This is a genomic window from Novosphingobium sp. JCM 18896 (assembly GCF_025938095.1).
Taxonomy (GTDB): domain Bacteria; phylum Pseudomonadota; class Alphaproteobacteria; order Sphingomonadales; family Sphingomonadaceae; genus Novosphingobium.
The window spans coordinates 168,888-192,462 of record NZ_JAPCZF010000003.1 but is presented as its reverse complement, the minus strand read 5'-3'; the positions used below and the strand labels follow the sequence as shown (position 1 = coordinate 192,462).

Annotated in this window: 19 protein-coding genes; 13 read left to right on the top strand and 6 right to left on the bottom strand. The window is 68.2% G+C overall.

The genetic code is table 11. The annotated features are described in order from the left end of the window. Positions 1 to 7: 7 nt before the first annotated feature. The 4 genes from OLX23_RS11275 to OLX23_RS11260 all read right to left on the bottom strand — a co-directional run bounded on the left by OLX23_RS11275 (position 8) and on the right by OLX23_RS11260 (position 4,937). Complete coding sequence (locus tag OLX23_RS11275) at positions 8 to 1,216, bottom strand: ABC transporter permease (RefSeq protein WP_264445093.1); 1,209 nt, start codon at positions 1,214 to 1,216, stop codon at positions 8 to 10. 154 nt (positions 1,217 to 1,370) lie between these two features. After that, positions 1,371 to 2,090: an ABC transporter ATP-binding protein gene (locus tag OLX23_RS11270; protein WP_264445092.1), complete on the bottom strand. Its 720-nt coding sequence runs from the start codon at positions 2,088 to 2,090 to the stop codon at positions 1,371 to 1,373. Beyond that, the gene (locus tag OLX23_RS11265) at positions 2,080 to 3,465 is read right to left on the bottom strand and encodes an efflux RND transporter periplasmic adaptor subunit (protein ID WP_264445091.1); all 1,386 of its coding nucleotides are present in this window, start codon (positions 3,463 to 3,465) and stop codon (positions 2,080 to 2,082) included. The genes OLX23_RS11270 and OLX23_RS11265 overlap by 11 nt, the downstream gene beginning before the upstream one ends. A gap of 2 nt (positions 3,466 to 3,467) precedes the next feature. After that, positions 3,468 to 4,937 carry an efflux transporter outer membrane subunit gene (locus OLX23_RS11260; protein ID WP_264445090.1) on the bottom strand — a complete coding sequence of 490 codons (1,470 nt, stop codon included), beginning with the start codon at positions 4,935 to 4,937 and terminating at the stop codon, positions 3,468 to 3,470. 635 nt (positions 4,938 to 5,572) lie between these two features. Between OLX23_RS11260 and OLX23_RS11255 the strand changes: the two genes are divergently transcribed. The 7 genes from OLX23_RS11255 to OLX23_RS11225 all read left to right on the top strand — a co-directional run bounded on the left by OLX23_RS11255 (position 5,573) and on the right by OLX23_RS11225 (position 15,186). Then, positions 5,573 to 6,538: a TauD/TfdA dioxygenase family protein gene (locus tag OLX23_RS11255; RefSeq protein ID WP_264445089.1), complete on the top strand. Its 966-nt coding sequence runs from the start codon at positions 5,573 to 5,575 to the stop codon at positions 6,536 to 6,538. A 68-nt stretch (positions 6,539 to 6,606) separates the two neighbouring features. Beyond that, positions 6,607 to 8,001: an MFS transporter gene (locus OLX23_RS11250; RefSeq protein WP_264445088.1), complete on the top strand. Its 1,395-nt coding sequence runs from the start codon at positions 6,607 to 6,609 to the stop codon at positions 7,999 to 8,001. Positions 8,002 to 8,028: 27 nt separating this feature from the next. Next, positions 8,029 to 8,901 (top strand): TauD/TfdA dioxygenase family protein, encoded by an 873-nt coding sequence (locus OLX23_RS11245; RefSeq protein ID WP_264445087.1) that lies wholly within the window; start codon positions 8,029 to 8,031, stop codon positions 8,899 to 8,901. A gap of 12 nt (positions 8,902 to 8,913) precedes the next feature. Beyond that, positions 8,914 to 9,555 (top strand): peroxiredoxin, encoded by a 642-nt coding sequence (locus OLX23_RS11240; protein ID WP_264445086.1) that lies wholly within the window; start codon positions 8,914 to 8,916, stop codon positions 9,553 to 9,555. A gap of 412 nt (positions 9,556 to 9,967) precedes the next feature. Further along, positions 9,968 to 12,388 (top strand): TonB-dependent receptor, encoded by a 2,421-nt coding sequence (locus tag OLX23_RS11235; protein WP_264445085.1) that lies wholly within the window; start codon positions 9,968 to 9,970, stop codon positions 12,386 to 12,388. 116 nt (positions 12,389 to 12,504) lie between these two features. Beyond that, positions 12,505 to 14,178, top strand: a complete 1,674-nt coding sequence (locus tag OLX23_RS11230; protein WP_264445084.1) for an arylsulfatase — start codon at positions 12,505 to 12,507, stop codon at positions 14,176 to 14,178. 201 nt (positions 14,179 to 14,379) lie between these two features. After that, positions 14,380 to 15,186: a sterol desaturase family protein gene (locus OLX23_RS11225; protein ID WP_264445083.1), complete on the top strand. Its 807-nt coding sequence runs from the start codon at positions 14,380 to 14,382 to the stop codon at positions 15,184 to 15,186. Between the two features lie 147 nt (positions 15,187 to 15,333). On the opposite strand, the gene OLX23_RS11220 is transcribed toward OLX23_RS11225, so the two are convergent. After that, positions 15,334 to 16,440 carry a helix-turn-helix transcriptional regulator gene (locus OLX23_RS11220; RefSeq protein WP_264445082.1) on the bottom strand — a complete coding sequence of 369 codons (1,107 nt, stop codon included), beginning with the start codon at positions 16,438 to 16,440 and terminating at the stop codon, positions 15,334 to 15,336. A gap of 112 nt (positions 16,441 to 16,552) precedes the next feature. Between OLX23_RS11220 and OLX23_RS11215 the strand changes: the two genes are divergently transcribed. The 6 genes from OLX23_RS11215 to OLX23_RS11190 all read left to right on the top strand — a co-directional run bounded on the left by OLX23_RS11215 (position 16,553) and on the right by OLX23_RS11190 (position 23,045). Beyond that, the gene (locus OLX23_RS11215) at positions 16,553 to 17,677 is read left to right on the top strand and encodes an LLM class flavin-dependent oxidoreductase (RefSeq protein ID WP_264445081.1); all 1,125 of its coding nucleotides are present in this window, start codon (positions 16,553 to 16,555) and stop codon (positions 17,675 to 17,677) included. After that, positions 17,674 to 18,840 carry a sulfotransferase family protein gene (locus OLX23_RS11210; RefSeq protein ID WP_264445080.1) on the top strand — a complete coding sequence of 389 codons (1,167 nt, stop codon included), beginning with the start codon at positions 17,674 to 17,676 and terminating at the stop codon, positions 18,838 to 18,840. Before OLX23_RS11215 ends, OLX23_RS11210 begins: the two co-directional genes overlap by 4 nt. A gap of 157 nt (positions 18,841 to 18,997) precedes the next feature. Next, positions 18,998 to 19,807, top strand: coding sequence for a sugar phosphate isomerase/epimerase family protein (locus OLX23_RS11205; RefSeq protein WP_264445079.1), 810 nt, complete (start codon positions 18,998 to 19,000; stop codon positions 19,805 to 19,807). Position 19,808: 1 nt separating this feature from the next. Beyond that, positions 19,809 to 21,044, top strand: coding sequence for a DUF1214 domain-containing protein (locus tag OLX23_RS11200; protein WP_264445078.1), 1,236 nt, complete (start codon positions 19,809 to 19,811; stop codon positions 21,042 to 21,044). 153 nt (positions 21,045 to 21,197) lie between these two features. After that, complete coding sequence (locus tag OLX23_RS11195; RefSeq protein WP_264445077.1) at positions 21,198 to 22,073, top strand: SDR family oxidoreductase; 876 nt, start codon at positions 21,198 to 21,200, stop codon at positions 22,071 to 22,073. Between the two features lie 42 nt (positions 22,074 to 22,115). Continuing rightward, positions 22,116 to 23,045: a histone deacetylase family protein gene (locus OLX23_RS11190; RefSeq protein WP_264445076.1), complete on the top strand. Its 930-nt coding sequence runs from the start codon at positions 22,116 to 22,118 to the stop codon at positions 23,043 to 23,045. Here OLX23_RS11190 and OLX23_RS11185 read toward each other — a convergent pair. Continuing rightward, positions 23,042 to 23,533: a methylated-DNA--[protein]-cysteine S-methyltransferase gene (locus OLX23_RS11185; RefSeq protein WP_264445075.1), complete on the bottom strand. Its 492-nt coding sequence runs from the start codon at positions 23,531 to 23,533 to the stop codon at positions 23,042 to 23,044. The genes OLX23_RS11190 and OLX23_RS11185 overlap by 4 nt on opposite strands. Positions 23,534 to 23,575 lie beyond the last annotated feature (42 nt).

The following is a 23,575-nucleotide window of genomic DNA, read 5'->3' as shown; positions in this document are numbered from 1 at the left end:
ATTAAAGTTACTCGTGTCGCAATGCGTCGATCGGGTTGAGCGAGGCGGCCCGGCGTGCAGGGAAATAGCCGAAGACCACGCCGATCAGGCCCGAGATGATGAAGGCGACGACGTTGATCTGGACGTCGAAGGTCCAGGGCACCTGCATCAGCGGCGTCGCCACGGCGATCACGACCTGGGCGAGCAGCAGCCCGATCACCCCGCCGAGGCACGAGAGCACGATCGATTCCACGAGGAACTGCAGCAGCACCTCGTTGGCCACGGCGCCGATCGCCAGGCGTATGCCAATCTCGCGCGTGCGCTCGGTCACCGAAACCAGCATGATGTTCATGATGCCGATGCCGCCGACGACGAGGCTGATCGCCGCCACCGCGGTGACGATGCCGGTCAGCAAGGTGGTCGTGCCGGTCAGCGTGTCGGAGATCTGCTTGGTGTCGAAGATGTTGAAATTGTCCTCGCGCCCGTCGGTGATCCGCCGACGTTCGCGCAGCAGGTCGGTGATCGAGGCCTGGACCTGGCTCGTCGAATAGGCCTGGTCGACGCCGACGAGCATCAGCCGCACGTCGGTGCTGCCGGTGAAGCGGCGCTGGACCGCATTGATCGGCATGATCACGACGTCGTCCTGATCGCCGCCGAAGCCCGCCTGCCCGCGCGTCGAGAGCACGCCGATGACGTCGCAGGAGACGTTGCCGATGCGGAAGCGCAGCCCCACCGCCTGCCCGCCGCGGAACAGGTTCGAGCGCACCGTATTGCCGATGATGCAGACCGCCTTGCCCGCGGCTTCCTCGGCCGGGGTGAACTGGCGGCCAGAGGCCAGCGGCCAGGGCTGGACCTTGAAGTAGTCCGAGGTCGTGCCGTTGATCGTCGTCGACCAGTTGGCGCCTTCGTAGATCGCCGTCGCGGTCGACTGCGCCTGCGGCGCGACCGCGGTAACACCGGCGATCTGCTGAGCAATCGCGGTCACGTCGGCCGGATCGAAATCGGGCGGCCGCGGTCCGCCGCCGCCGCGGCCGAAGCCCTGGCCCGGGCGGATCTGCAGGACGTTGGTGCCCAGCGCGGCGATCTGCTGCTGCACCGCCGCGGTGGTCGCCTTGCCCAAGGTCGTCATCGCCACGACCGCGCCGACGCCGATGACGATGCCGAGGATCGTCAGGAACGAGCGCAGCATGTGCCGCCGGATCGAACGCAGCGCGAGGAGGAAGATCGTGCCTAGCATGACGAAAGATCCTCCCCTGTAAGGGGAGGTGGCAGCGCGTAGCGCTGACGGAGGGGTGTAACCGCCAGCGGGGACACCCCTCCACCACCGCCCTTCGACAAGCTCAGGACGGCGGTCCCCCTCCCCTTGCAGGGGAGGATCTGGAATGCCGCTCTCATGCCGGTGCCCCCGCTCCCTGGCCCGCCTCGATGCGGTCGACCAGGCCGTCCTTGAAATGGACGATGGTGTGCGCGAAGGCGGCCATGTCGGGCTCGTGGGTGACCATCAGCACGGTGATCCCGGCATCGCGGTTGAGGCTGGTGAGCAATTGCATGATCTCGACCGAGCGCTCGCTGTCGAGGTTGCCCGTGGGCTCGTCGGCCAGGAGGACGTCGGGATTGGTGACGATCGCGCGCGCGATCGCGACGCGCTGCTGCTGGCCGCCCGAGAGTTCGGCCGGGGTATGGTCCCACCAGTCCTTGAGCCCGACCTTGTCGAGCGCCGCCAGCGCCGCCTCGCGCCGGGCGGTCTTGTCGTCGCCGCGATAGACCAAGGGCAGCTCGACATTCTCGAGCGCCGAGGTCCGCGCCAACAGGTTGAAGCCCTGGAACACGAAGCCGAGATACTTGCGCCGCAGCAGTGCGCGCTGGTCGCGGTCGAGCGCTTCGACCGGGCGCCCCTTGAACAGGAAGGTGCCGCCGCTGGGCACGTCGAGACAGCCGAGGATGTTCATCGTCGTCGACTTGCCCGAACCCGAGGGGCCCATGACCGCGACGAAATCGCCGCGCTGGATGTCGAGATCGACGCCCTTCAAGGCCTGGAAGGCCGTGGCGCCTTCGCCGTAGACCTTGGTGACGCCGCGCAGCCGGATCAGCGGGTCAGGATCACTGGCCACCACCGCCGCCTCCGCCGCTCTGGCGCCGGCGCTGGCCGGATCCCTTGCTCTGGTTGTCGCCGGCGCCGGCCAACTGCCCGGTGATGACCGCCATGCCCGGCTTGAGCCCGCCCGAGATCACCTCGGTCTGCGAACCGTCGCTGTCGCCGGTGACGATCTGCACGGGGCTCGGCTTGCCGTCCTCGCCCTTGACGTAGACCGTCTGCGTCGCGCCGCGGCTCAGCGTGACCGAGCGCTCGGCCCGGTTGCGCCGCGGCGGGCCCATCGAGAGCTGCTTGGCGATGCCACCCTGGTCCGAGCCGCTGGCGGCCGCGGCCTGCGGGGTGAAGCGCAACGCGGCATTGGGCACGAGCAGCACGTTCTGCTTGTCGGCGGTGACGATGTCGGCGGTCGCGGTCATGCCAGGGCGCAATTGCTGGTCGGCGTTGCCGACCGAGAGATCGGCGGCATAGGACACGACCTGCCCAGTGGTCGAAGTCGTCGTGCTGGTCGACGAGGAACTCGCCGCCTGCGCGCTGAGGTTCGAGCCGATCTCGACGCGCGTGATCTGCGCGGGGAAGGACTTGCCGGGGAAGGCGTCGACGGTGAAGGTCGCGCGCTGGCCCTGCTTAACCGCGCCGACGTCGGCCTCGTCGATCGCGACCTCGAGCTTCATCGCCGACAGGTCCTCGGCAATGACGAACAGGGTCGGCGTGTTGAACGAGGCGGCGACGGTCTGGCCCGGATCGACCTGGCGCGCGAGCACCACGCCGGCGACGGGCGAGCGGATGATCGCGCGCGCGCGCTGGGTCTGGCTCTGCGACAAGGTTGCCTGAGCCGCGGTGACGTTGGCCTGCGCGACCCTGAGCGCGGCGACCGCGCGCTGGGCATTGGCGCGGCCGGTCTGGAGTTCGGTCTGCGACGGCACCTTGCCGTTCGACAGGCGATGGACTTCCTCGAGCCGCGCGAGCTGGGCCTGGGCCTCGGCCACCGTGGCGCGCGCCTGACCGACCTGCGCCTGCTGCGCGGCGACCTGGGCCTGGCCCTGGCGGATCTGGTCGTCGATCTGCTCGGGATCGATCTCGGCCAGCGCCTGGCCGGCGACGACGCGGTCGTTGACGTCGACCAAGACCTTGACCACGAGGCCCGAGAGCTGCGAGCCGACCGTGACCTGGTTGGTCGGCGCGAGCTTGCCCGTGGCCGAGACGGTGGTGACGAGGTGGCCGCGCTCGACCTCTACGGTCGTATACTGCGGCTCGCTCGAACCGCCGAACACCCGCGTGAGAACGAAGACCAGGATCAGTACGGCAAGCGCGATCCCGCCCCACTTGGCATAGCGATACCAGGCCGGTTGCGGCTTCACGCCGAGGAACTCGTCGAGGTTTTCATCTGCCATGGTCAATTCGTCCCTGCCGGTGCTGCCGGCGTCGTATCCACTGTGGGCGTCACCGCCGGATTCCAGCCGCCGCCGAGCGCGGCGTAGAGCGCGATCAGCGCGGTCGCCTTGTCGGAGCGCGCCTGGACCAGCCCGTTGCGCGCCGAGATCAGCGCGGCTTCCTGCGTGTTGAGCGTGGTGAAGTCGGTCAGGCCCGAGCGGTACTGGCTGCGCGCCAGCAGCGCCGAATTGTTCGCCGCGTCATAGGCGATGGCGAACTGGCGCTCGCGCTCCTGCGCGGCCTGCAGCGCGACGACCGCGTTCTCGACGTCCTCGAGCGCGGTCAGCACCGACTGCTTGTAACCGGCGAAGGCGGCGTCGGCGGCGGCGCGGCTCGAACGCACCTGCGCGTTGAGCCGCCCGCCGTTGAAGATCGCCTGGCTGATCCCGGCGAAGAGCCCGCCGGTGATCGTGTCGAACAGGCTGCCGATATTGCCGGCATTGGCATCGAGGCTGCCGCTGATGTTGAGTGCCGGGAACAGCTGCGCCTTGGCCACACCAATCTGTGCGGTCGCCGCGGCGAGGTTGCGCTCGGCCGCGCGCACGTCGGGGCGCTGGCGCAGGACATTGGCGGGAATGCCCGCGCCCACCGTGGCCGGTCCGCCGGGGATCGGCTTGACCGCGGCGAGCAGCGGTTTGAGCGCACCGGGTGCCTGACCGGTCAACACACCGATGCGCGAGACCGCGGCGTTGTACTGCTGCTCGATCTGCGGGATGTTCGCGGCGGTCTGCGCCCGGCTGGCGCGCGCCTGTTCCTGATCGACCGAGGAGACCAGCCCGGCCTGGACGCGGAAGCCGGCGATCTCGAGATTGTCGTCCTGGATCGCGAGGTTGGCGCGCGCGTTCGCGAGCTGCGCCTGATAGGCGCGCGCCAGCACGTAGTTGCGCGCCACCTCGCTTTCGACCGTCAGCAGGGTCGTCGCATAGTCGAAGCCCGCGGCCTCGTACTGCGCGCGGCTCGCTTCGACGCCGCGGCGCACGCCGCCGAACAGGTCGACCTGGTAGCTCGCATCGAGCCCCAGCGAGAAATTGCTGCGCCCGCCGCCACCCGCGGTCGTCACCGTGCCGTCAGGGAGGGTCAGGGTCGAACCGCCGCCACGGATCGCCTCGCTGCGACTGAAGCCGCCCGAGCCCGAGATCGAGGGAAACAGCGAGGACTGGCTGACCACGAGCTGCTCGCGCGCCTGGCGCAGCCGCGCCACGGCCTGGGCCAGATCGAGATTGGCCGCAGCCGCCTGATCGACGAGCTGGCCGAGCACGGGATCGTCGAAATTGCGCCACCAGCGCGTCAGGTCCTCGGGCGTGGGCGCCGCGGTGACCGACCAGGCATCGGGGACGCCGAGCTCGGTCGCGCTCTTGGGCCGATAGTTCGGCCCCACGCTGCAGCCCGACAAGACCGCGGTCGCGAGCAGGATATGTACAATACGCTTCACAGCGCTTTGGATGGCTTTGGCATGTTCCCGCGTCCAGTCGCAATTTGTCGCTGTCTGCACCCGCAGCGCTAAACTCGCCGAGGCGAGATCGGTTGCCGGACGATCGCACATGGACATGCGCAGACGGTTCGCCGATCCGTCGCGAAACCCGCCCTATCCGTCGCCATAGCAAAGCTTTGCCTTGACTTTCGATGATTCAACCGAATAAGTAGACATTAATCCGCACGGCAATGGGCTGGTCAGGCTCGCCGCGCTTCGAACGGATCCTGACCCGCGGCTTTTGATCGGGAAGCAGCTTGCTCCGCGTCACCAACGGCTAAAGCGCGCGATGCTCAGGCGACAGCGCCAGGCTTCGTGTTCCCCTCAACGATGAGGTGATGCGATGCGCATGTGTTCGACCAACCACTGACCCTCCTCTGACGGGGCGCAGGCCGGCCTTGCAGGCCAATCCTGGCGCCGACTGACGGTAGGCCCACCCTTACCCTGACCAGTCCCCGCGGGCGGACGCGTGCCGTCCTGCGCCCCCACGATTCTGCCGCGCGCGCCCGGCGCGTCCGACGTCGATGCCCTGCGCACCGGCGATCGATCCCCCTTGCCCCCAACCTTGCCCCCGTAATCTTCAAAAGGAGCCGATCATGGCCACCGCAATCGACCGTTATCCCAATGCCAAGGACCCCGCCTCGCCGCTCGACATCCGCCCCGTGACCGGCCGCATCGGCGCCGAGATCCGCGGCGTCCAGCTCTCGGGCGATCTCGACGCCCAGACCGTCCAGGCGATCGAGGCCGCACTCGTCCGCCACAAGGTCATCTTCTTCCGCGGCCAGCACCATCTCGACGATGCCGAGCACGAGGCCTTCGCCGGGCTGTTCGGCGATCCCGTCGCCCACCCGACGGTGCCGGTGGCAGACGGTTCGCGCTACCTGCTCGAGCTCGACAGCAAGGAAGGCTACGCCGCCTCCAGCTGGCACACCGACGTGACCTTCGTCGACGCCTATCCCAAGGGCTCGATCCTGCGCGCGATCACCACGCCCGAAGCCGGCGGCGACACCGTCTGGGCGAACACCGAGACCGCCTACGAAGGCCTGCCCGAGCCGCTGCGCCAGCTCGCCAACAACCTCTGGGCGGTGCACACCAACGACTACGACTATGCCGCGCAGTTCGGCCTCAAGCGCGACACTTCGGATCCCGAGGAAGCCCAGCGCCAGCGCGCGCAGTTCCAAAAGGCGGTCTTCGCCTCGACGGTCTACGAGACCGAGCATCCGGTGGTTCGCGTCCATCCCGTCTCGGGCCAGCGCAACCTGCTGCTCGGCCATTTCGTGCGTAACTTCGTCGGGCTGAACAAGGCCGATTCCGCGAAGCTCTACGACGTGCTGCAGGAGCACATCACCAAGCCCGAGAACGTCGTGCGCTGGCGCTGGGAACCCGGTGACGTGGCGTTCTGGGACAACCGCGCCACCCAGCACCGCGCGGTCGCCGACTTCGCGCTCCAGCGCCGGACGCTGCGCCGCGCGACGGTCAACGGCGACGTGCCCGTGAGCATCGACGGCCGCACCAGCCGCACCACGAAGAAGGAAAAGGCGGCGGCCACCGAGGCTGCCTGACACCGCCGCCCGGGCCGGCGGCGCGCTCGTCGCCGGCCCACTCCCTCCCCAGAGCTTCGGATACCCCCATGGCCACGAGCTTCGCCCCGACTTTCTCTCCGGCCCCGCCCCGCGCGCCTAGCGCCAAGGGCCTGCCGACCGCGCGGCTCGCCGCCTTCTCCACGCTCGCCGCGCCCGTCGCCGCCGCGCAGGTGCCCATCACCAATTTCCTCCCCGCCTTCTACGCCAAGGAATTCGGCATCTCGCTGGCCGCACTCGGCGCGATCTTCCTGGCCGAACGCCTGTGGGGCGCCTTCGCCGATCCCTTCGACGGCGCGCTCAGCGACCGCACGCGCAGCCGCTTCGGCCGCCGCCGTCCGTGGATCGCCGGCGGCGCCGCGATCTACGGCCTGTCGACCGCAGCCCTGTTCTTTCCGCCCGCGGGGGTTTCGCCGCTCTATCTCGGCGTCGCGCTTTTCGCCTTCTACCTGGGCTGGGCGATGATCCAGATCCCCTATTTCGCCTGGTCGGGCGAGATCTCGCACGACTATCACGAGCGTACGCGGATCCAGACCTTCATCACCGTGTCGACCTCGGTCGCGCTGCTGCTGGTCATGCTGCTGCCCGCGCTGATCGACCAGGTCCGGCCCGGAGACGATCGCCTGCGCATGGCGGGCATGGGCGCGGTGATCCTGGCGACGCTGGTGCCCGCGGCCTGGTTCACCCTGCGCGCCTTTGCCGACGCTCCGGTCACCACCACCGCACCGCGCCAGAAAGGCCCCGGCCTGGTCGCGACCTTGCGGGTGATCCTGCGCGAGAAGCTGCTGCTGCGCGTGATCCTCTCCGACATGGCCGTCACTTTCGGCCAGGGCGTGCGCGGCGCGCTCTTCATCTTCGTGGTCACCTTCTACATGGGCCTGCCCAAGCTCGGCGCGGCGCTGATGCTCGCGCAGTTCATCTTCGGCATCGCTGCCGGGCCGATCTGGATGACGATCGCCAAGCGCTTCGGAAAGCACCACACCGCGATCGCCGGCGAGCTCATCCAGGTGGTGATCAATTTCGCGCTGCTGCTGCTGGCGCCGGGCAGCATCGGCCTGCTGATCGCGCTGACCCTGGCCCAGGGCCTGGCGCAAGGCTCGGGCAACCTCATGCTCCGCGCCATGGTCGCCGACATCGCCGATCATCACCGCCTCGAGACCGGCGAGGACCGCACCGCGCTGTTCTACTCGGCCTTCAGCATCTCGCTGAAGGCGGGCATGGCCCTGGCCGTCGGCGTCGCCCTGCCGCTGGTCGGCGCCGCCGGCTTCGACCCGGCCGCCGCGCAGAACACGCCGGCCGCGCTGCAGGCGCTGCTGCTGGTCTTCGCGATCGGCCCCGCGCTCGCCCACCTCGTTTCCGCCGCCCTGCTACGCGGCTTCGATCTCGACGAGGCCGCCCACGCCGAAGTCCGCCGCGAGCTCGATCGCCGCGCCGCCCACGCCTGATCCCATCCCCTCCCCAGGAGAATTGCCATGAACGCCGTCACCACCATCGCCGTGCCCCGCCAGCAGGACCTCGCCGCCGTCGAAGTCGTCCGTGTCGAGGCCAACCTCGGCGCCGAGGTCCGCGGACTCGACCTGACCGCGCCGATCACGCCCGAAGTGTCCGACCTGCTGCGCCGCCTGCTGTGGGAGCACCAGGTCCTGTTCTTCCGCGACACCGGCATCGACAATGCCCAGCAGGCGGCGATCGGCCGCGTGTTCGGCCCGCCGGTCGCGGACTCGATCGCCAAGCGCAGCGGCATCAAGGACGAGGACATCCGGCCGATGGACACCGGGCCTTACGCGAACGCCTATTACGGCACGCCCTGGCACGCCGACGCGACCTATCTCGAGCAGCCCTACCTCGTCTCGGTCCTGCGCAGCGTGATCGCCCCCGAACTCGGCGGCGACACGGTCTGGTCGAGCGGGATCTCCGCCTACGAGGCGCTGTCGCCCGAAGTGAAGGAGAAGATCGACGGCCTGACCGCGATCCACCGGCCGAATTCGAAGGCCTACAAGCTGATCGACGACAAGAGCGAGCTCGACGACTACCTCCACCAGTACAGCGGCGTGCAGCATCCGGTGGTGATCACCCACCCGCACAACGGCAAGAAGGTGCTCTACGTCAACGAGGGCTTCACCGAGGAATTGGTCGGGCTGCCCGCGGACGAAGGCCGCGAACTGCTGGCCCATCTGAAACAGCAGTTCTCGCGCCCCGAGAACCAGGTGCGGTTCAAGTGGCGCCCCGGCTCGCTGGCGATCTGGGACAACCGCGCGACCCAGCACAAGGGCGTCGCCGACTACGGCGACCAGCAGCGCCAGCTCGTGCGCGTCGTCGCCGCGGGCGAGCGCCCGAGCCGCTGAGGAGATAGGACCATGTCTCTCAAGCTCGGCGACACCGTGCCCGACTTCGTCCAGGACTCCACCGAAGGCCCGCTCCAGTTCCACGACTGGGCGGGCGACAGCTGGGTCGTGCTGTTCTCGCACCCCAAGGACTATACCCCGGTCTGCACCACCGAACTCGGCACGGTCGCGCGGCTCAAGCCCGAGTTCGACAAGCGCCGCGTCAAGGTGCTCGGGCTCTCGGTCGATCCGGTCGACAGCCACGAAGGCTGGGCCCGCGACATCGAGGAGACGCAAGGCACGGCGCTCAACTTCCCGCTGATCGCCGATCACGATCGCAAGGTCTCCGACCTGCTCGACCTGATCCACCCCAAGGCCTCGGACACGACGACGGTGCGCACCGTGCTGGTCATCGATCCGGCCAAGAAGCTGCGCCTGACCCTGACCTATCCGGCCTCGACCGGGCGCAATTTCGCCGAGATCCTGCGGACGATCGACAGCCTGCAGCTGACCGACAGCCACAAGGTGGCCACCCCGGCCGACTGGCGGCAGGGCGACGACGTGATCATCGTCCCCTCGGTCGACGATGCGACCGCCGAAGCCCTGTTCCCGCAAGGCTGGACCGCACAGAAACCCTACCTTCGCCTGGTCCGCCAGCCCGAGGCCGCGCGCTAAAGTCAGGCTTGCGTCGGGCGCAGCAAAGCTACGTTGCAGCAATACTCAACTAATTTAGTAATGATTGCACGGTCGATCCACCGGCTGCCCCGGCAGCGAAGGATCCGCGGCTTTTGACGAGATGCAGCTTGCTCCGCGTCACCAACGGCTAAAGCGCACGGTGCCAAGGCGACCACGCCAGGCATCGTGATCTCCCTACCGCCAGGAGAAAACGATGCGCACATCGAACGACACCTGCCGTTGACCGGGACCGCCCACCGGCGGACCTGACGGCACCTCGCCCGGCCGGCCAACGGCAGGCGACATCTCATCTTTCAAGGCGTGGCCCGACAGCGGCCCGCGATCCCATGCGCGCAAGGCCGGCCGCGGAGCGGCGGCGCTTGCCCGCACGGGAAGTCTCAGGGAAAATCTCATGAATTCTGTTCGCTTGCGCGCCCGCCGTGGCGCGATCCTGCTCGCTTCGAGCGCAACCGCACTGACGCTGTTCGCTTCCGCGCCCGCCATCGCCGCCGATGCGGCTACCGCGGATGCTGCCGCCACGGCCGATGCCGCCGCCGACGATGCCGCCTATGGCGAGCCGATCCTCGTCACCGCGCGCCGCCGCGAGGAGAAGTCGCAGGATGTCCCCGTCGCGATCAGCGTGGTCGATGCCGGCACGCTCGACCGCACGGGCAACTTCACGGTCAACCAGATCCAGCAGCTCGTGCCGAGCCTGCAGGTGACATCGACCAACCCGCGCAATTCCAACATCAACATCCGCGGCCTCGGCGCCAATTCGGCGATCGCGGTCGACGGCCTCGAATATGGCGTCGGCTTCTATGTCGACGGCGTCTATTTCGCGCGCCCCGGCCAGTCGCAGTTCGACCTGGTCGACCTCCAGCAGATCGAAGTGCTGCGCGGCCCGCAGGGCACGCTGTTCGGCAAGAACACCACGGCCGGCGCGCTCAACATCACGACGCGGCTGCCCAGCTTCGATCCCGACCTGACCGTCGAGGGCTCGCTCGGCAACTACGACTACCACCAGATCCGCCTCTCGGCCTCGGCGCCGATCGTCGATGACAAGGTGGCCTTCCGCATCAGCCTGGCCGACACCCACCGCGGCGGCTTCCTGCTCAACCGCGCCAACCTGACCAAGGCACAGGACTACGACAACTTCAGCGCGCGCGGTCAGTTGCTGATCAAGCCCAACAGCGACCTAAGCATCCGCCTGATCGGCGACTATTCGAAGCAGACCCTGCATTCGAACCTGACCCTGATCGACGGCTATTTCACGACCTTCGCCAACGGCGCGCCGATCACCAACAACATCTTCGACCGCGCCGCGCGGCTGAACTACACCTTGCCGACGACCAACGCCTTCTCGCGCGTCGGCGATGCGGACTCACCCTATCAGGCGAACATGGAGAGCTATGGCGTCTCGGGCGAGCTCAACTGGGACTTCGGCAAGGCGACCCTGACCTCGATCACCGCCTATCGCTGGTGGGACTGGTACCCGGCCAACGACATCGACGCGACTTCGCTGGCGATCAACACCCTGGCGCAGCAGCAGAACTTCCAGCGCCAGTTCACCCAGGAACTGCGCCTCGCCTCGAACGGCCGCAACACGGTCGATTACCAGGTCGGCCTGTTCTACCTCTACCAGATTATCCGCGGCTATGGCCGCACCGGCTACGGCAAGGACTTCGCCGCCTGGAACCTGCCGGGAACCACGCCCGCCGCGACGATCGCCGCGGTGTCGCAGGCGCTGACCGGCTTCGAGGCCGACAGCTATTCGGACCCGCGCACCAAGTCCTATGCCGCCTTCGGCCAGGCCGACTGGCACATCACCGACGCGCTGACGCTGACCGCGGGCCTGCGCTTCACCCACGAGGACAAGGAAGGCTCTTTCACCCGCTTCCAGGTCCCCACCAGCGGGCTCAATCTCTCGACCCTGCCCGCGGCCCAGGCCGCCGCGCTCCAGGCGATCCGCGACAGCGCCGCCTACCAGCTCGGCAACCTGACCTTCTCGGCCAAGACCAAGTCCGATGCGCTCTCGGGCCTGATCACGCTGGGCTACAAGATCACGCCCGACGTCCTGCTCTACGGCTCCTATTCGCACGGCAGCAAGTCGGGCGGGCTCAACGTCACCGCGGGCGGCGCGAGCCGGCCGGTGGTCGATCCAGAGAAGGTCGATTCGTTCGAGATCGGTCTCAAGTCGCAGTTCCTCGACAACCGCGTGACCTTCAACCTCGCGGCCTTCCTCACCGAGATTCGCGACTACCAGACCACCGTCTCGGAGCTGATCACCGGCACGGTCTTCACCCAGTACATCGACAACATCCCCAAGGTGCGGTCGAAGGGCGTCGAGGCCGACCTCGCCTATGCGCCGACCGACTGGCTGCGCTTCACCGCCTCGGGCGCCTATACCGACGCCAAGTTCGTGTCCTTCGCGAACTCGCCGCAAGCCCCGGACAAGAACAACCAGGGCGGTATCCAGGACCTGTCGGGCCAGCACCTGCCCGGCGTCTCCAAGTTCGCCTACTCGCTGGGTCTCGACGCCTCGCAGCCGGTGACCGAGGGCTTCGAAGGCTATGTCCACGCGGACTACATGCACCGCTCGTCGTTCAACTCGACCGCGACCCTCAGCCAGTACGGCGTGGTGCCCGCCTATGGCCTGCTCAACGGCCGCATCGGACTACGCACCGCGGACGGCAAATACGACTTCGCCTTCTGGGCGCGGAACCTGACCAACAAGAACTATTACGTCGCGCGTGCACCGGGGACCTTCGGGCTGATCACCGGAACCACTGGTGAGCCGCGGACCTTCGGCGCCACCCTGCGCGCGAAATGGTGAGGCACCTCCCGGTCGGGCTGCCGTCGGCAGACTGATCTCCTCGGGCCGGGCCGCTTCGGCGGTCCGGCCACCTTTTCGCCCCCTTCCGACCCACAGGACAAACCTGGGAGACTGCCATGAAACGCAAATTCCTTCGCCTCACGACCGCACTGGTCGCGCTCACCGCCGTGCCCGCCATGGCGCGCGATGCCGCCCCTGCACCGCAACGCCCGAACTTCCTGATCATCGTCGCCGACGATCTCGGCTTCTCGGACATCGGCGCCTTCGGCGGCGAGATCGCCACGCCGAACCTCGACGCGATCGCCGCGCGCGGCCTCAAGCTAACCAACTTCCACACTGCGCCGACCTGCTCGCCGACGCGTTCCTCGCTGCTGACCGGGCTCGATCACCACGAGGCCGGCCTCGGCAACATGGCCGAGATGATCACCCCCAACCAGCAGGGCAAGCCCAACCACGAAGGCTACCTAAAGGCCAACACCGCCACCCTGGCCGAAATCCTGTCCGCCGGCGGCTATCGCACACATCTTTCGGGCAAGTGGCACCTCGGCGTGACGCCCGAGCAGGACCCGCACGCGCGCGGCTTCCAGACCAGCTTCGCGATGCTCCAAGGCGGGCACAACCACTTCGGCCTCAACGTCGCGCCGAACCGCAACGTCTATGGCGCGACCTATACGGTGAACGGCCAGCAGATCACGACCCTGCCGCAGGGCTTCTATTCGTCCGACGTCTTCGCCGACCGGCTGGTCGACCAGCTCAGGACGGCCAAGTCCGGCGCCGATGGCCGCAAGCCGTTCTTCGCCTATCTGGCCTTCACCGCGCCGCACTTCCCGCTGCAGGCCCCGCCCGAGACGATCGCCAAGTACAAGGGCCGCTACGACGCCGGCTGGGACGCGCTGCGCGAAGCCCGGCTCAAGCGCCAGGTCGAACTTGGCCTGCTCGATGCGAAGACCGCGGCGCACGAACCCGATCTGGCGGCGCGCTGGGACACGCTCACACCCGAGCAGAAGCTGCGCGAGACGCGGCGCATGGAAGTCTATGCGGCGATGGTCGATCGCATGGACTCGGCGATCGGCCGCGTGGTCCAGACGCTCAAGGACACGGGCGAGTACGACAATACCGTGATCCTGTTCCTCGCCGACAACGGTGCCGAGGGCTCGAACCTCTACGAGAAGTCGATGGGCATGCTCAACCAAGTCTATGCCAAGGCCGACAACCGCGTCGAGAACATCGGCGCGGCGACCTCCTACGAGGCGATCGGCCCAGGCTGGGCCTTGGCCGCGACCGCGCCGTCGTGGCAGGTGAAGGCCTATTCGACCGAGGGCGGCACGCGCGCGGTCTCGTTCCTCTCGGGCCCCGGCGTGCGCCAGGGCGTGGGCACCACCTATACCAACGTCGCCGACGTCGTGCCGACCTTCCTCGACCTCGCGCATGTCGCCCGGCCCGGCGCGCAGTTCGCCGGGCGGGCAGTCACGCCGATCCGCGGCAAGTCCTGGGCCGGCTGGCTCCAGGGCAAGGCGACGCAGGTCTACACGGCGAGCGACGCGATCGGCGACGAACTGTTCGGTGGCCGCGGCCTGCGCCAGGGCGACTGGAAGATCGTCGATAACGGCGACGGCCAGTGGCACCTGTTCGACGTCGCCGCCGATCCTGGCGAGACCAAGGACCTTTCGGCCGCCGAGCCCGCGCGCAAGGCGGCGCTGGTCGCGGCCTGGGACGCCTATGCCAAGCAGGTCGGCGTGGTGCTGCCCGAAGGCCACCAGGCGATCATCGACCGCCCGATCCGACGCTGACGTACTGAATTGCTCTGCCCGCTTGCGTCCTTGTCGGCGCGGGCGGGCAGTTCGCGATTGGTTAACGCGCCGCCGCTATGGCCTTTGTGCAACGTGTCCGCGATAAAGTAGAACGCTGTTCTCAAATCGCTTGCATAGTACATAATCTGAAGGAATACCGCTGCCCGTCCTACGCGACGTCCTGACGAAAGATCCTGCCGAATGAATTCCGCGCTGTCCTCGCTTGCCGAAAACTATCAGTGGCTGGCCACGCTCTATGCGATCGGCGGACTGATCTTCACCACGCTCGCGGGCAAGCTGATCACGCAGCTGGTGCCGACCTTGAAGGCGGCGAACAAGCTGAACAAGGACACGCTCGCCAAGAAGATGGAGCGGCCGAGCTACGCCGAGAACCAGGCGTGGAACCGCAAGTGGGGCGCGATCTTCATCCTGCCGATCTTCGCGGTGATCGTGCCTTTCACCCTGACCTTGCAGTCGCAGCCGTGGTGGCAGATGCTCGGCGACATCGTCGTGATCCTGTTCTTCTACGACTTCTTCTACTACCTGATGCACCGCTTCCTGTTCCACGATAGCAGCTTCCTGGGCGGGCCGCTGATGTGGGTCCACGCGGTGCACCACCGCCAGCACAACCCCTGCCGCCAGGATTCGAGCTATATCCACCCGCTCGAAGTGGCGATGGGCCTGGGGCTGTTCGTCGCCTCGATCTTCGTGCTGTCGCTGCTGATGGGGCCGTTCCACGTCGTGACCTTCGTCGTCACCTGGACCGCCTTCTCGCAGATCAACCTGCACAACCACACGCTGTGGACCAGCGATCGCTTCCCGTTCAAGTACATGAACTACCTGTCGCGGATGCATCACAACCACCACGCCAAGTTCACCGGCGGCAACTTCGCGACGATCACCCTGCTCTACGACTGGATGTTCGGCACGCTCGACGACGGCAACGGCTGGCAGAAGCGCGCCGCCGCCCAGCGCAAGGCCGCGACCGAGGCGAACGCGCAGGGGTGAGCGCAATCAATCCTCCCCGGCACGGGGAGGTGGCGCGCGCGAAGCGCGTGACGGAGGGGGTTCTCCGCCAAGCGCGGCTTTTGCCGACAGCCCCCTCCACCACCAGCTTCGCTGGCGGTCCCCCTCCCCGTTCCGGGGAGGATGAACTTACGCAATCGCCAGCACGCTCCGGTGGATGAACCGCACCAGGTCCGCCTGTCCGCGTGCGCCGGTCTTGGCGTAGATCCGCTTCGAATAGGTCCGCGCCGATTCCACGGTCAGGCCCAGCTCGCCCGCGGCCTCGGCGATCGACATGCCACGGCTCAGCGCCAGGGCCAGCCGCGCCTCGCTGGGGATCAGGTCGAACAGTTCGCCGAGTTGGTCGCAGCGGTCGGCCGAGGACCAGTCGTCGGCGTGGACATAGGCGACCACGGTCGGCGCGGGCCGCGTGTTGCCCGTGCGGATGCTCGAGGGCACGAGCAGCATGTCGAGCCAGGGATCGCGGCTGAGCACCACCGCGCGCGGCCGCGCCTGCGGATCGCGCGCCAGCGCCTGCACCGCCTCGCCGATCTCGCGTGCGATGGCGGGATCGCGCGCGACCAGCCGCCCGTCGCGGCCCTTGCGCAGCATGTCCGAGGCCGCGAGCATCGCCGTGGCATGGGCGTCGCCGTCGAGCACGCGCCCCGCCGCGTCGAGCGTCAGCCAGCCGAAATTGAGCCGGCGGATCGCCTCCTCGGCGACCGAGGCGGTGACCCTTTCGCGTTCGAGCGCGACGTAGCTGGTCAGCGCCGCGCGCCAGAACGGCACCAGCGCCGCGATCAGCGCATCGTCGGCCTCGGTGAACTCGTGGGTCGCGCGCGCCGCGGTGAGCCAGGCGCTGACGCCGCCCGATTCCTCGATCCGCATCATCCGCATGAAGCGCATCCCGCCCGGCGCGAGCAGTTGCAGGCGGTAGCGGTCGTGCTCGGGATCGCCGAAGCGCAGCAGTTCGTTGAGCGCATAGACCCGGTCGGCGACGAGGTCGTGATAGGGCATCGGATCGTTGCCGCCGAGGCTCTCGCGGAACACCCGGTTCACTTCGTCGGGCCAGGCCTGGCCGGCATAGAGGTGGATCAGTCGGTCGCGCGGCGAACCGTCGGGCAGCGGCCGGAACACGATCGAGACGTAGTCGGCACAAAGCCGCTGCCGCAGCCGCGCCAGGAAGGCCGACCACAGCGGGTCCTCGACGATACCCTCGATCAGCGGCGGGATCAGCTCCGCAAGATGCGCGTCCATGCCTTCTCCCGAGGCCATATCCCCAAATGGGAATTTATCTCCCCTCGCCTCTAACCGACTAATCCAGGCCAGACAACGCGCGCGCCGATAGCGACGCCCGGGGAGAGAGCCGATGAAAGTCCAGCCCGCAGCCTTCCTGCGCACGACCCTGCCGCTTGGCGTCGACATGATCGAGCAGTACGATTCGGGGCGCTATCATTCGATCTGGCTGCCCGATCACATGGTCAGCTTCTGGCCCGACACGATCTGGACGCCCGAATTCACCGATCTCGCCACGACCTCGCCCTCGCCGCACCGGCATCTCGACGCGATGGTCGTCGCCGGTGCCGCCGCGGTGATGAGCAAGAACGTGCCGATCGCGACTAGCGTGATCGACACGGTCCGCCGCCACCCGGCGATGATCGCCCAGGCGGCACTGACCGTCGATCACCTGTCCAAGGGCCGCTTCATCCTCGGCATCGGCTCGGGCGAGACCGAGAACACGGTCCCCTACGGCTTCGACTTCGCCAAGCCGGTCAGCCGCTTCGAGGAAGCGCTGCACGTCATCAAGCTGCTGTGGGAGAGCGAGGGCACGGTCGATTTCGAGGGTCAGTTCTTCAAGCTCGAACACGCGCGGATGGACACCGATCTCTACGACGGCAAGCCGCCGCGGATCTGGGCCGGCTGCTCGGGGCCGCGCATGCTCGAAATCGCCGGCCGCTATGTCGACGGCTGGTGGCCGTCGGGCGCCTGGCGGCCCGAGGACTATGCCGACAAGCTCGGCCGGCTGCGCCAGTCGGCCGAACGCGCAGGCCGCGATCCCGCGGCGATCGTCCCCGCCAACATCATCATGTGCCTGCTCGGCAGCGAGGAGGAAGTCGCCGAGATGCTGCAGCAGCCGCTGGTCAAGTCGATCCTGCTGATGCTGACCGCCGACGAGCTCAAGCGCTTCGGCCACAACCACCCGATGGGACCGACCTGGCGCGGCTATCAGGACATCAACCCCGGCATCCTGACGCGCGAGCGGATCATCCAGTTCTGCAGCGAGGTCGATACCAAGGCGATCACCGATCTGATCCCGGTCGGCACGCCGCAGGAAGTCGCGCGCAAGTTCAAGGGCTTCTGCGACGCCGGCATGCGCGTGTTCAAGGTCATGGACTACGGCGGCATGGCCGGGCTGAAATTCGCCGGCGCCTCGGCCGCCAAGGTCCGCGAGACCGAGGACGAGATCCTGCGGCTCTGCGGGGAAACGGCGTGAGCGAACCGCTCGATCCGCAAGCCCTGATCCAACGCGCCAAGGCCGAGACCGGGCTCGGCGACTGGGGCGATCCCAGCTTCGAGGAGCGGCTGGGCCTGGCCGTCGCGCACATCAACACGATCCCGATGGACGCGGCCGGCCGCCAGGCGGCGGCGGACAACATCGACTGGCTGCTGACCGATCGCCTGCGCTTCTTCGAGGACCGCAAGCGCTGGCCGTTGGCCCAGGAGGTGATCGAACGGCCGATGTTCGCCACGGGCGAACCGCGCTCGGGCACCACTCTGATGCATGCGCTGATGTCGGTCGATCCCGATGCCCGCGCCTTGCGCTTCTGGGAGGTCATGCACCCCTCGCCCCCGCCGGGCACGGTCGCGGGCGTCGATCCGCGCATCGCGCTCGCCGATGCCGAGTGGGAAGAGATCAACGCCAAGATGTGGAAGTGGCTGCACTGCCACCCCTACAACGACATGCTCGGCGACGGTCTGCCCGAGGACGAGCGCACCTGGGCCTTCGATTTCCGCGTGATGACCCCCACGGCCTGGTGGCGCGTACCGATGCAGAACCTGTCGATGGGCCTGCCCACCGACAGCGCCGCGCAGAACCGGCTGCACAAGATGATGCTCCAGGCGCTGCAATATAAGCGGCCGAAGAAGCACTGGGTGCTCAAGGGCTTCCACGGCCACCGCCTCAAGGAATTCTTCGAGACCTATCCCGACGCGACCTTGGTCTGGCTGCACCGCGACCCCGTGCAGGTCGTCGCCTCGAGCGCGGCGATGATGCGTGACATCATGGAGGGCATCGTCGGCAAGATCGACATGGTCGCCGAGGTACAGCAGCACCTGTTGCGCACGCGGATGAGCAACCAGAACACGATGGCGAACGCGCTGATCCACGATCCGCGGATCCACCACGTCCGCTACAAGGACTTCGTCGCCGATCCGATCGGCACGATCCGCGGCTACTACGTCTTCGCCGGCCGCGAGCTGACCCCGCAGGCCGAGACGGCGATGCGGGACTATCTGGCGAACAACAAGGGCGATCGCCACGGCAAGTTCGAATATTCGACCCAGTCGCTGATCGACGCCGGGCTCGACATCGACGCGTTGAACGAAGAGTTCCGCCCGTTCCGCGAGCGGTTCGGCGTGGAGATCGAGACGCGGTGATGGAGGGGCTTTCTCATCCTCCCCGGTACGGGGAGGTGGCAGCCCGCAGGGCTGACGGAGGGGGTTGCCCCCCTGACGCGGCGTTGCCTGGGGACGAGAGCCCCCTCCACCACCAGCTCCGCTGGCGGTCCCCCTCCCCGTACCGGGGAGGATTCTGATGCACCCGCGCGTAAACCTCCACCAGGTCGCCTTCGTCCGCGAGAGCACCTCGGCCTTCATCGACCACTGCCGCGACATCGGCGTCCAGCACACCACCCTGGTCACGCCGGTGCTGATGCAGCCCGGCGACCTCGACAAGGCCAAGGCCGCGCTGGCCAAAGGCGGCGTCGCGGTCGAATGCGTCAACCACCCCTTCGCCACCGTGCCTAATCTCGACGACGACCGCGGCCAGGCCACCGCCGGCCTGCTGCGCGCGATCGAGATCGCCGGGCAGCTCGACGCGCGCTCGATCTACATGCTCACCGGCGCGCGCGGCGCGCTCGACTGGGAAGCGGCGGCGGCGCGCTTCGCCGAGCTGGTCGCGCCGTGCCAGGCCGCGGCCGACGCCGCGGGCGTGCAGCTGTTGGTCGAGAACGCCAATTCGCTGAACGCCGACCTGCACATCGCCCATACCCTGGCCGACGCCGCCACCCTCGCCGAGATCGCCGGTGTGGGTATCTGCCTCGAACTCCACGCCTGCTGGATGGAGGCCGGGCTCAAGCCGCTGTTCCGCCGGATCATGCCGCTGGTCGGGCTCGTCCAGGTCAGCGACTACGTGCTCGGCGACCGCTCGACGCCATGCCGCGCGGTTATCGGCGACGGTGCGATCCCGCTCGAACGGCTGCTTGGCGACATTCTCGCCGCGGGCTATACCGGCGTCTTCGACCTGGAGCTGGTTGGCCCGCGCATCGACGCCGAGGGTAACCGCGCAGCGACCCGGCGCGCCGCCGAGAACCTCTCGGAGATCCTCACCAGATTGGGAGCCTGACATGGCCTTTGGCGACTCACCCGTAGACGAACCGCTGCGCCAAGCCTGGCACCAGTTCTGTGAGCAGCTCAAGGCCGCCGGCGACAAGGCGTTCAAGCAGGCCAATCCCGCCGAGCCGCTGCTGCGCGCCGACGCCTTCCGCTTCCTCACGCAGAACCTGGGGCAAGCCTTCCCGCTGGCGCTCGAGACCGCCGACCCGGCCTTTCCGCAGATCCACTACTTCACCCATCCCTATATGAAGCTCGGCGGCGACGTTTCGGACTTCACCTATCGCCAGGCCTGGATATCGGGCGATCACGCCTACCGCATCACCGGCCGCAAGGGCACCGCGCGCTGGTTCAACCTGACCGTCCAGGGGCCCAAGCCCGCGAAGATCCCCGGCACCGATTTCGCACCGCTGCACGAGCCCTTCGGCGACGTGCCCGAAAGCAACATCTTCGGCCACCAGATCGAAGCCGACCCCGACGGCTTCTTCGAACTCTACATCGGCGGCCCCGAACGCGAGAAGAACTGGCTGCCGACCACGCCGGGCAGCCGCAAGCTGTTCATCCGCGAGGCCTTCGACAAGTGGTTCGAGACGCCGACCACCCTATCGATCGAGCGGATCGGCATGGACGCACCGCGGCCGATGCCCAGCCCCGAGCGGATGGTCGAGGCATTCCAATGGGCCGGCGATTTCGTCACCGGGGTGATGCGCGACTGGCCCGAGCATTCGTGGGCGACCTCGGGCGGGGTCTGCGATCCGAACCAGCCCAACGTCTTCCCCGCCGACAAGAGCGCCAACGACGCGTCCGACGCCAAGCGCGGGCGCATGGCCGCGAACATGATCTGGCGGCTCGCGCCCGACGAGGCGCTGGTGGTCGAGATGGACATGCACGACGGCTTCTGGCTGTTCGGGATGAACGCGGTCTTCGTCGAATCGATGGACTATCTCTACCGCTCGACCTCGTTCTCGCCGGCGCGGACCAAGGTGGACTCGGACAATGTCGTCCGCTTCGTCATCGCCCACGACGACCCCGGCGTGCACAACTGGCTCGACACCCAGAGCTTTGGCGAGGGCAACCTCGGCTATCGCAACCTGATGAGCCAGAACCCCGCGACCTTCCGCACCCGGCTGGTCAAGCGCGCCGACCTGCTCGACGCGCTGCCGAAGGATACCGCCATGGTCACGCCCGCAGAGCGCGTGGGGCAATTGCAGGACCGCTACCGCTCGATCAAGCTGCGCTTCGGAATCTGAACGAAGATCCTCCCCGGCACGGGGAGGGGGACCGCGACGCGCAGCGGCGTGGTGGAGGGGGCAGGCCGGCAAGCGCGTGGCTGGCCGAGAGCCCCCTCCACCATGCTTCGCATGGTCCCCCTCCCCGTTCCGGGGAGGATTAGGAGAAAAACCATGACCGACATCACCGGCAAGGCCGCGGTGATCACCGGCGGCGGCACGGGCATCGGCATGGGCCTGGCCAAGGAGCTCGCGCGCCGCGGCGTGCCCGTGGCGATCGGCGACATCATGATCGACAACGCGCGCCGCACCGCCGCCGAGATCGTCGCCGCCGGCGGCCGCGCGATCGCCGTGCCCTGCGACGTCTGCGAGCGCGCCGCGATCCACGCGCTGCGCGAGGAGGCCGAGGCGGCGTTCGGGCCGATCCAGCTGGTCTTCGCCAATGCCGGCGCGACCAATTTCGACCGGCTCGCCGAGATCCGCGACGAGGACGCCGACTGGATCATCCAGGTCAACCTGATGGGCGTGCTCAACACTGCCCGCGCCTTCCTGCCGGGCATGATCGCGGCGGGGGGCGGCCACCTGGTCGCGACCTCCTCGACCGCGGGGCTGACGCCGGGATCGGTGCCCGTCCACAGCGTCTATTCGGCGGCGAAGATGGGGATCATCGGGCTGATGATGAACCTGTCGCTCGAACTGCGGCAGCACCGCATCGGCGTCACCACCTATTGCCCGGGCGGCGTCGCCTCGGCGCTGGGCGACCAGAACTCGCTCTATCGCCCGCAGCGCTTCGGCGGCCCCAAGAGCGAGGGGCTGCAGGTGCCAGAAGAGTCGTTCCAAGACGCCGCGCCGCGCTTCTACTCACCCGAAAGCGTCGCGCCGATCGTGCTCGAAGCCGTGCGCCGCGACCGGCCTTTCGCCTTCGACCACGCCGAACAGCGCGAGACCTTCCGTGAGACCTACTCGCGCGTGGTCGAGACCTGTTACGACGACATCGCCGCCTGGGAAGCCGAGCACGGCACGCCCGAATTGGTCGAGAACGCCGGCTGATTCGGCGTCGACCCGGCCCGCGGGCTGGGCCATAGTCGCGGCATGGCCGTCGCGCTGATCACCCACGAGGCCTGCCTCGATCACGACACCGGCGAGGGCCACCCCGAACGGCCCGACCGGTTGCGCGCGGTCCAGGCCGCGCTGGCACCCGAACGCTTTCCCGGCCTGGTGCGGATCGAAGCCCCGCGCGCGAGCGCGGAGCAGATCGCCCGCGTCCACGATGCCGGCTACGTGCAGCGACTGCTGGCGACCGAGGTTCCGCCCGGCGAACTGCGCGCGCTCGATCCCGACACGATCCTGTCGCCGGGCTCGATCGAAGCCGCGCTGCGCGCCGCCGGCGGCGCCACCCTGGCGGTCGATCTGGTCATGCAGGGCCAGGCCAGCGCCGCCTTCGCCGCGGTGCGCCCGCCGGGGCACCATGCGCGGCCTGCGACGGCGATGGGCTTCTGCCTGTTCAACAACGTCGCCGTCGCCGCGCATCACGCGCGCGACCGCTGGGGCCTGCGCCGGATCGCGGTCGCCGATTTCGACGTCCACCACGGCAACGGCACGCAGGAGGAGTTCTGGCAGGATCCCGACCTGTTCTTCGCCTCGAGCCACCAGAGCCCAGCCTATCCGGGCACCGGCCGATCGGACGAGCAGGGCGCCGCGGGCAACGTCGCCAACGCGCCGCTGCCACCGGGCGCGGGCGGCGCCGAATTCCGCCGCGCCTGGGAGCGCGTCCTGCTGCCCGCGCTCGATCAGTTCGCGCCCGAACTCGTCATCGTCTCGGCCGGCTTCGACGCGCACCGCCGCGATCCGCTCGCGCAGATGATGCTCGAAGCCGAGGACTATGGCTGGATCACGCGCGAACTCGTCGCGCTGGCTGGACGCCACGCCCAGGGCCGCGTGATCTCGCTGCTCGAAGGCGGTTACGACCTCGAGGCCCTGGCGGAATCGAGCGCGGCGCATGTCGCCGCACTCGACGCCTAGAGCGCCAGTTCAAGCCCTTCGAGCGCGAGCAGCCGCTGCTTGGCCTCGAGCCCGCCGGCAAAGCCGGTGAGCGCGCCGTTGGTGCCGATCACGCGGTGGCACGGCGCGACGATCGAGATCGGGTTCTTGCCATTGGCCGCCCCGACCGCGCGGCTCGCGGTCGGCTGGCCGAGCGCGCGCGCGATCTCGCCATAAGAGCGCGTCTCGCCAAAGGGGATCGCCAGCAGCTGCTCCCAGACGCGCTTCTGGAAATCGGTGCCGTGAAAGTCGAGCGGCAGGTCGAAGGCCCAGCGCTCGCCCGCGAAATATTGGCCGAGTTGCCGCGCCGCCTCGACGAGCACCGGATGCTCGCGATCCTCGATCCGCGGACCGAGCCGAACACGATCGGGATCATCGTTCTCCCACAGGATCGCGGCGAGCCCCTGCCCGCTCGCGATCAGGGTCAGCTCGCCGACGGGCGACGGCATGGTCTTGAAAGCATAGGTCATACGAACCTCCTTAGCGGATCGTGACCTAGCGCGCAGCGATTG